Here is a 9,080-nt window from a genome sequence, read left to right as displayed (position 1 = left end):
AGCCCTGCGCCTCCATCACCGCGGCGCTGACGATGTTTTCGCTTGCGATCAGCTCGATTTCATCGCGCTGGCGGCCCAGCTCTGATGTGATCGACCCGAAAACCTCAGGGTCGCGGTCGACAAGGGACTGGGTGAAAAAACCGTCATTGCGATGGGGGGCGTTCATGTCAAAATTCCTCACTTGGCTCAACCAGTCCAGCCCAGACCGGCCGAGATGGCGTTCATGGATTGAAGAAGCGGCACCGGAACCGCGCTGGCCTGGCTTTCGTCGCGGGATTGGCGCAACAGGTTCACCTGAAGTGCATGGATGCGGTCCAGTTCCGGCCTTTTGCGCTCGAAGCGCTCGCACAGGCGCGGGAACCGATGTCCAATGGTCTGCCCGTTCGTCAAAAATTTCACCGCGTTGCAGCAGCTAGCATATTCGGCTGTGATTGCACCGAAGATATGTTGGCGGGTTTTACGGTCGCGCACCAGGTCGGCGTATTGCGCGGCAATGGCCATATCCGTCTGATAGAGCGATTTTTCCATTTCATCGATGGCAAGCCGGAATAGTCGGGACTGTTGGAAGAGGTCCTGAAGCACTTCATCTCCGCGCGGTCCACGGAAACGCCGAAAACTGCTCATCGCTGCGCCGAATCCGTACCATCCGGTGATCAGGTGGCGGTTCTGGGACCAGGCAAAGACCCACGGAATGGCACGCAAATCATCCAAACTGGCAGCGCCAAAACGGCGTGTCGGGCGCGAACCGATCTTAAGCCGCGCAAGCTCCTCGACCGGACTTGCCTCTTGGAAGTAATCCAGGAAACCGGGCATTTCGAGTAACGAAACATATGCCGTTTGCGACAGTTCCGACAATGCATCCAGCGCGTCGTCGAACTCGGGCTTGGCAAGGGCTTCGTTACGGTCGGCGGTGTGACGCAGGGTGCTGGACAGCAACAATTCCAGATGGGCAGCGGCCGTACCCCGGTTGGCATATTTGGCCGAAACGACCTCACCCTGTTCCGTGATGCGCAACTGCCCCGAGATGGTTCCACTGGGCTGTGCCGCGATGGCGCGCCCGGTAGGTGCGCCACCCCGGCTGACCGACCCGCCGCGGCCGTGAAAAAAAGCAGCTCGAAGGCCCTGTGACGTCAGTGCAGCAACGATCCGGCGCTGCGCACGGTCCAATTCCCAGGTCGAGCAAAAAAATCCGCCGTCCTTGCCACTGTCGGAGTAGCCCAGCATGATCTCGATCACGTTGCCCTCTGTCTTTAGGCTTCTGCGAGCAAGAGGTACCTTCAAAACACCCGATAGAATCGCAGGGGCATTTCGCAGATCGGCGATGGTTTCGAACAGCGGGACAACTGATATATCCAGCGTTTCCGACCCGAACCCCGCATAACGCGCCAAAAGATAAGTCCCCAGGATGTCATCAGCCGACCGGGTCATTGACAAGATGAAGGGACCCATCGCCTTGGGATCAGGTCCTGTGCGCACTGAATGCACAAGCGCGAGCAGGGCCAGCAATTCCCGAGCTTGATCGCTCAGTTCTTCGCGGGAATGGAGCAGAAGATCTTGATCTGCCAGCTCTGTGCGCAGGCGGGTCGACCATTCCGGCGTACCATAATCCGGAACCGGACCGGACAGCCCCCAGATCTCTGCCAACACGCTGGTTGTCACCGTCGAATTCTGGCGGATGTCCAGCGTCGCGGTGCGAAACCCGAACACGGACGCTGCTCTGCGCAGGGGTCGGATATGCCGTCGCGCCAGAAGATCGGCGTTGACCGAGCAGAGAGCCGCATCAACCGCATCCAGATCACTGACGAATTGTGAGACGTGATCGTACCTGTCCTCTGTCATCCGCTGCCGGATAGCGCTAAGCACCTGACGGAAGGGCTCGTTTGGATTGCGAATATTGCCTGATGCCTGGTCGATGATAGCCTTTAGCCGCTTAGCATGAGGCTCAGGTAGCGGCAGGATCAAGGCGCTGATGCTGAGCCGACCAGCCGCCTGTTCAATTGCCTGGCGATAAAAATCCAGTGCTGTCTCGCGCCCTCGTTGCAGCGCGAGAGCGGTCATTTCGGTTGTCACATTGGGATTGCCGTCCCGGTCACCACCGATCCAGCTATGGAAACGGATACTCGGTGTTGCCTTCAGAGCCTGTCCCAGAACCTGCAGGCAGGCCTGATCGAACCGATCCATCACCTGTGGCACGGCGTCAAAGATTGCATCGCGGAAGAACTGCAAGCCCCACTCGATCTCATCGTGCAGGCTGGGACGTGACAGGCGCAACTCGCCCGTCAACCACAGCAGGTCAATCTCGCTTTCCAGCCCGTTCAACAACTCGGCTCTCTCTGTAGGTGTCCAGCGTTGGGTTTCGAGGCTGACAAGGTTTCGGTAAATCCGCCGATGGATTTCCAGAACGGTAACGCGCTTTGCTTCGGTTGGATGTGCCGTCAAGGTGGGTCCGGCCAAAAGATCGCGGGACAGTTGTTCGGTCTGTTCTGCACTCAGGGATAGATCCGAAAGCACTTTGGCAAATCCGCCTTCGACTGCGTCGGCACCATTTTGGGTTTCGGTCAGGCGGCGGTTCCGTACTTCTGCGTTTTCGTCGATGATGCGCAGTAATTGAAACCAGATCGACAAGGCTTGCAGATATGGCGTGGCCTCAGGACCTGAGGGGATCGGAGCAAGCGGACTGGCATCGGCCCAGATGACCACATGAGGCGCACGTTTCAGCAGAATGTTCCGCCATAACGTCCGCACTTCGGTTCGCAGGCCCTCGGCATAGGCCGAAGGGTTGTGCGAAACTTTGGTGTCTCGGGCCAGGGCCTGCATCAGATCACCCGGTCGCGCGGGTCGCGGCCAGTGAAGAAGTCTTTGAGGTTGTCGAGGACACGGAACCCCATGGCCTCACGCGCCTCGCGGGTGGCGCTGCCCAGATGCGGCAGCATGACGAGGTTGTCGCAGTGCAGCAGGTCGGGGCTGATCCTGGGTTCGCCGTCGAAGACATCCAGCGCGGCGCCACCGATCAGGTCGTATGACAGCGCCTGAATCAGGGCGAACTCGTCGATCACTTCGCCGCGTGCAGTGTTGATCAGGTAGGCGTCGGGCTTCATCAGATCCAGCCTGCGGCCGTTTATCAGATGTCGGTTCGTGGCCCCGCCGGGGCAGTGCAGCGAAACGAAGTCGCACTGCGGCAGAAGCGCGTCGAGGCTGTCGACCTGCTCGGCCCCGCATCTGTTGAGCACGGCGGGATCCACCTTGCTGCGGTTCTGCACCAGGATCTTCATGCCAAAGCCGTGATGGGCGCGGCGGGCCATTTCCTGACCGATCCGGCCAAAGCCCACGATGCCCAGCGTCTTGCCGCTGACCTTGGTTCCGACCAGATGGGTCGGACGCCAGCCGGTCCAGCTGCCTGAGCGAACTTCGCGCTCGCCTTCACCGGCGCGGCGCGCGACCATCAGAAGCAGCGTCATCGCCAGATCGGCGGTGCATTCGGACAACACGTCGGGCGTGTTGGTCACGGTCATGCCCAGACTGCGGGCGGCAGGTTCGCAAATATGACTGTAGCCGACGCCGTAATTGGCGATGATCTTGGTTTTTGCAGCGGGCACATCCAGCGCCTCGGCGGTCAGGTGGTCAGTTACTGTTGGCAGCACCGCGTCATAGGTATTGAGCGCCTCGCGGATCTCGGCCGGAGTCAGGGGTTTGTCGCCCCTGTTCAGGACCGCGTCGTAGCTGTCCATCAGTTGCGCCTCGACGGCTTCGGGCCAGCGGCGAGTGACAAGAACGGAGGGTTTGACCATCACGCTGCCCTTTCCATGACACGGGCGATCGTCTCGCCGATGACTGCGGGGTTTTCGGCCACGGTCACACCGGCAGCCGAGAGGATTTCAACTTTTTCCGAGGCGCTTTCGCCAAAGGCCGAGATGATCGCACCCGCATGGCCCATGGTGCGGCCCTTGGGGGCGGTCAGACCGGCCACATAGGCCACCACCGGTTTGGTCACGTGATCGCGGATGTATTCGGCGGCCTCGGCCTCTTGCGGGCCGCCAATCTCGCCGATCATGGCGATGACCTGGGTCTCGTCATCCTGTTCGAACCGCTCAAGAATATCGCGGAAGGACGAGCCGTTGATCGGATCGCCGCCGATGCCGACGCTGGTCGAGATGCCGATGCCGCGTTCCTTTAGCTGCGCGGCAGCCTCATAGCCCAGCGTGCCCGAGCGGCCGACGATGCCGACGGGACCCGGCAGGTAGATATGGCCGGGCATGATGCCCAGCAGAGCCTTGCCCGGGCTGATCGTGCCGGCGCAGTTCGGCCCGGTGAGCACCATGCGCTTGTCGCGCGGGTAGCGGTACATGTAGCGTTTTACCCGAATCATGTCCTGCGCCGGGATGCCATCAGTGATGCAGACGCAGTAGCGGATGCCGCCATCTGCGGCCTCCATGATCGAATCCGCCGCAAAGGGGGGTGGGACAAAAACCAGGCTGGCCTCGGCGCCGGTGGCCGCGACCGCCTGTTTGACGGTGTCGAAAACCGGCACGCCCTCGACAGTTTCGCCGCTCTTGCCGGGCACCACGCCGCCCACGACATTGGTGCCATATTCCATCATGTCCTTGGTGTGAAAGCGCGCCATACGCCCGGTGATGCCCTGAACGATCACCTTGGTGTCACGGTCGAGAAGTATGCTCATCAGACGGCCCTCATCTTGGTCGCTTGGGTCAGATCGTTTTGCCAGGCGCGCACGGCGCGCTCGGCGGCCTCCATCAGCGAGGTCGCGCGGATGACCGGCAGGCCGGATTTGGCGAGGATCTTTTGCCCCTCTTCGACATTGGTGCCGGCCAAGCGCACCACCACGGGAATGTCGATCTGCAGATCGCGCAACGCCTGCACCACACCCTCGGCAACCCAGTCGCAGCGGTTGATGCCGGCAAAGATGTTGACCAGAATCGCCTGCACATTGTCATCCGACAACACCAGCCGGAACGCCTTTGCGACCCGCTCGGGCGAAGCGCCGCCGCCGATATCGAGGAAATTGGCCGGCTCGCCACCCGCCAGCTTGATCGTGTCCATCGTGGCCATGGCCAGACCGGCACCGTTCACGATGCAGCCTATATTGCCATCAAGCCCGACATAAGACAGTCCCCGGTCGGCGGCGCGGCTTTCGCGCGGGTCTTCCTGGGACTTGTCGCGCAGCTCGCTGATCTGCGGATGGCGGAACAGCGCGTTGTCATCAAAGCTCATCTTGGCGTCCAGCGCCAGGACCCGGTTGTCGCCGGTGATCACCAGGGGGTTAATCTCGACCATGGTGGCATCGAGCTCGCTGAAGGCGGCGTAACAGCCCTGCAGTGTGCGCACCATCTGCTGAGTCAACCCTGGTTCCAGCCCTAGCTTGAAAGCGATCTCGCGGGCCTGGAACTCTTGTAGACCCACGGCGGGCTCCACCGTCGAGCGCACGATGCTGTCTGGCTTTTCGGCCGAGATGTCCTCGATCTCCATCCCGCCTTCCGACGAGGCGACGATCATCACCCGCTGGCTGGAACGGTCCAGCACGAAGCCCAGATAAATCTCGCGGTCGATGGGTACGGCGGATTCCACATAGACACGGTAGATGCCCTTGCCCTCGGGGCCGGTCTGATGGGTGACCAGCTTGCGCCCAAAGAGCGCGTCGCAGGCCTCGTAGATCTCGCTCTCGGAGTTGCAGAGCTTCACGCCCCCCGCCTTGCCGCGTCCTCCGGCATGGACCTGCGCTTTGACGATCCACTTGTCGCCGCCCAGTTCGCGCGCGCGATAGGCCGCCTGCTCGGGGCTATAGGCCAAGGCCCCCGACGGGGTCGCGACTCCGAAATTCGAAAGAACTTCTTTTGCTTGATATTCATGGATATCCATCTGCATTCCTCCCGTTCACGCAGCGATCGACGTGCCGTAGCGGCTTTCGAGCAGCGCTTCGATTGCGTCCTGATCCACCTCGCCGCCCAACGCGACCAGCGCGTCGGCAAACAGACGCACGATCTGGCTGATGGCCTGGCGGTTCAGTTGATTGAGGATGCCGATCCGCACCTGCACCGGCGCGCTGAGTGTCGGCCAGATTCCGAACCCTTCGGCCCGGCAGGCCTGCACCAGCTCCATCTCGCGGCCCGCCAGCTCCGACGGCAGGTTTAGAACCACAAGGCTGGGCATGTTCGAAGTGACTGTGCAGCCCATCGCGGTGACCGCATCGCGCAGAACCGTCTCATGGGTACGATACGAGCCCGCCCGCTTGGCCAGCCCTTCCTGCAGGGTCAGGCGCAGCGCTTCGTGGAAGGCTGCGACGGCATAGCCCGAATGGGTCCGGTGATAGGTGCCCTTTTCCACATCCTGCCCATCGACAATACCCCAATGGCGGGCCTCGAAAATCGGATTGTGCACATAGCTATAGGCGCCACTGGCCCGCAGCGATGCGACATAGGCATCGGTGAAGCTGACCGGCGCATAGGTCAGTGGCAGGCAGCACAAGCCCTTTTGTGGGCAGGACGCCCAGCCCGCAACGCCCGGATAGTCATCAATCGAGAAATCATCAACGCCAAGCGACGACACCGCGTCAACCAGCCCCATCGCCCCGTGACGCGTACAGGCATCCGAAAATCCGCGCAGGTCGTTGACCCGGCCCGAACCGGTCTCCCAATGAGCCATGAAGGCCCATTTTGGTTTGTGCTCAGCCAGCGCGGCCTCGACCATCGCACTGGTCACCGACTGGCCATGCGGCACATCGATCACCGTCACACTGGCCGCCTGGGGATCTAGCGGGTTTGCCGCATGTTCTGCCGGTGTCGCCGCCTTGATCCGCAGCGTCAGCGCGTCGATGCCCGAAAACGTGCCGTTGGAAAACGCTAACACTCTGTCGCCCGGCATCACCGCCGAGAACATCGCGTCCAGCCCGCTCCAACCGGTTCCGGCCACGGCAAATGTATAGGTGTTGTCGGTGCCCCAGACCGCGCGCAGCATGTGCTTGCACTCGATCATCCCGCGCAGCACGTCGGGCTGCATGTGATCGGCAACACCGGCTCCGGCAAAGGCCTGCAGTACGCGCGGGTCGGTGTTTCCGGGTCCCGGACCCGCCGCGAGCGTCTCGGGAATTTCGAGGCTGGGAAAAATCTGAACTGTCATCGGGTGCCCCCATTTCTGGCAGGGGCAACGGCCCCCGGTTCACGTGCTGAGAACCAGCAAACCTCAGACTTGCCCCATGACACAACGTCAGTTACTACTGCTTTCGGGCATCTAATTGGGTGGGGGAATACCTACCCAAAGGTGTAAGAATACCGATGTATACTACAATAATACCTATCCTTACGGGTAGTATAGTGGGATAAACAAAGAGATTTCAAATGGTTGGCAAAAACAACACGCCGGTCGACATCATGCTCGCTGACAGCAATACGCTGGTTTTGTCGGCCATGTCAGAGATCTTCGAACGCGATACGCGATTCTCTCTGGTCGCCACATCCGCCACCGCCGAAGGCTTCCTGGGTACGGTCATGCGGGTGCCGGTGCAGGTTGGTGTCGTCGACTGGAACCTGCCGGTGCTGGGTGCCGCCAAACTGATCGAAGTGTTGCGCGAACATGACAGCGCACCCCGGCTGGTGGTCTATGGCGAGGCGACCGGCGATACGCCAAGACTGGCCATGCAGGCGGGCGCGGCAGGGTTTGCCCCACGTTCGGGGCCGGTCGAGGGGTTGCTGGACACCTGCGCCGAAGTGGCGGCGGGCAAGATGGTATTCCCATTCATTGATGTGCGCCGAATGCAGCAGGATCCGATCCACAGCCTATCACGCAAGGAACGCGCAATCCTCGAATTCCTGTCCAAGGGCATGTCCAATCGGGACCTGTCGAAGGCGCTGCAGATCTCGACTAACACCGTGAAATTCCACCTGTCCAATATCTATGAGAAACTGTCGGTGAAGAACCGCGCGCAGGCAATCGCCTATTATTACTCGTCACAAATACCGGGCACCAAAGGAACGGATCGCTGAGGTATCGCCGAAAGAGAGTATCCGAGCCCACCCACCACTCTGATATGATAGAGAACTGATCGTCATCCGACGTCAAAGATACACCCAAAGCTCCGGAATATCGCCATGCGCCCACGATCCGCTCCAAAAGATCTCAGCCTGAAATGGCTGGAGCTTTTTCAGATCTGTGCGCAAAAAGGATCGCTGCAGCAGGCGGCGGATGAAAGCGGGTTGGCCGTCAGCACCATTTCGCACCACCTGCGCAGCCTCGAAGAGCATCTGGGCGTCGCGTTATTTAACCATGACCGCAGGCCGATGGTGCTCACGCCCAAGGGCAAGGTGTTTCTGCGCAATATCGACGACGCGCTGCGGTCCATTCGCCGGGCCAAGGCCGAAGCGTCGGCTGGCGGCGTGTCCGAGGCCAGCTATCTGCGGCTGGGAACCATCGAAGATCTGGACAGTGATATCGTGCCGGAACTGGCAGTGTACCTGTCCCGACAGATGCCGCGCTGCGACTTTCTTTTTCAGACCGAGTCCAGCCATACCCTGATCGAGATGCTCAGGAACCGGCAGCTTGACCTCGGCATTACCGCAAGCCCCTCTGAGCGGTTTGCGGATTTGCAGGACCGCCCCCTACTGCGTGACCCGTTTATTGTGGTCCTGCCCCGTTCTGCCGACGGTTCGCTCGCTGACATCGTGGACGGGCGTGCCAAGCTGCCGTTTCTGCGCTTTTCCAGCAACCTGATCATCGCGCGCCAGATCGAAGCGCAACTCCGCCGGATCGGCATCAGCGGGTCGCATTCCTTTGAATGCAGCAATAACCAGACACTGATGGCAATGGTTGCGGCTGGTGCCGGCTGGACCATAACGACACCCTTGTTGTTTGCGCGCGCAAAACGGTTCCAATCCCGGCTGAGGATGCACGCGTTTCCCGGCAAAAGCTTTGCGCGGGAACTGGCCATCGTCACGACACCTGATTGTTCCCGCTCGGTCGTTGATCTGATCGACAGGAAAACCAGGGCGCTGATCGACGAAAACGCACTCCACCCTCTGATCGAGATCGCGCCCTGGCTCAAGGATGATTTCGCGCTGCTCAGCTGAAGGCGA

At 60.8% G+C, this 9,080-nt stretch carries 7 protein-coding genes and 1 pseudogene; 2 read left to right on the top strand and 6 right to left on the bottom strand.

The window, feature by feature from the left end; translation table 11 throughout:
* From glyA to AB1E33_RS28625, 6 genes and pseudogenes are all read right to left on the bottom strand, one after another.
* Window positions 1-166: pseudogene (gene glyA / locus AB1E33_RS28650) on the bottom strand (serine hydroxymethyltransferase); the annotation flags it as partial.
* A 20-nt stretch (window positions 167-186) separates the two neighbouring features.
* Window positions 187-2,817 carry a phosphoenolpyruvate carboxylase gene (locus AB1E33_RS28645; protein WP_372580633.1) on the bottom strand — a complete coding sequence of 877 codons (2,631 nt, stop codon included), beginning with the start codon at window positions 2,815-2,817 and terminating at the stop codon, window positions 187-189.
* Entirely contained in the window at window positions 2,817-3,788 is a 972-nt protein-coding gene (locus tag AB1E33_RS28640) for a 2-hydroxyacid dehydrogenase (protein ID WP_372580634.1), read from the bottom strand. Before AB1E33_RS28640 ends, AB1E33_RS28645 begins: the two co-directional genes overlap by 1 nt.
* Window positions 3,788-4,678, bottom strand: a complete 891-nt coding sequence (sucD, locus tag AB1E33_RS28635) for a succinate--CoA ligase subunit alpha (protein ID WP_372580632.1) — start codon at window positions 4,676-4,678, stop codon at window positions 3,788-3,790. The genes AB1E33_RS28640 and sucD overlap by 1 nt, the downstream gene beginning before the upstream one ends.
* The gene (locus AB1E33_RS28630; RefSeq protein WP_372580631.1) at window positions 4,678-5,874 is read right to left on the bottom strand and encodes a malate--CoA ligase subunit beta; all 1,197 of its coding nucleotides are present in this window, start codon (window positions 5,872-5,874) and stop codon (window positions 4,678-4,680) included. Before AB1E33_RS28630 ends, sucD begins: the two co-directional genes overlap by 1 nt.
* Before the next feature lie 15 nt (window positions 5,875-5,889).
* Window positions 5,890-7,131, bottom strand: coding sequence for a pyridoxal-phosphate-dependent aminotransferase family protein (locus AB1E33_RS28625; protein WP_372580630.1), 1,242 nt, complete (start codon window positions 7,129-7,131; stop codon window positions 5,890-5,892).
* Window positions 7,132-7,349: 218 nt separating this feature from the next.
* Here AB1E33_RS28625 and AB1E33_RS28620 point away from each other — a divergent pair, with 218 nt between their 5' ends.
* The gene (locus tag AB1E33_RS28620; RefSeq protein WP_372580629.1) at window positions 7,350-7,994 is read left to right on the top strand and encodes a response regulator transcription factor; all 645 of its coding nucleotides are present in this window, start codon (window positions 7,350-7,352) and stop codon (window positions 7,992-7,994) included.
* 105 nt (window positions 7,995-8,099) lie between these two features.
* On the top strand, window positions 8,100-9,074 hold the full coding sequence (locus tag AB1E33_RS28615) for a LysR family transcriptional regulator (protein ID WP_372580628.1): 975 nt from the start codon (window positions 8,100-8,102) through the stop codon (window positions 9,072-9,074).
* The last annotated feature ends 6 nt before the right edge of the window (window positions 9,075-9,080 follow it).

It is taken from the genome of Ruegeria hyattellae (genome assembly GCF_041537925.1).
GTDB lineage: Bacteria > Pseudomonadota > Alphaproteobacteria > Rhodobacterales > Rhodobacteraceae > Ruegeria_C.
This window is presented reverse-complemented; position numbering and strand designations above follow the sequence as displayed.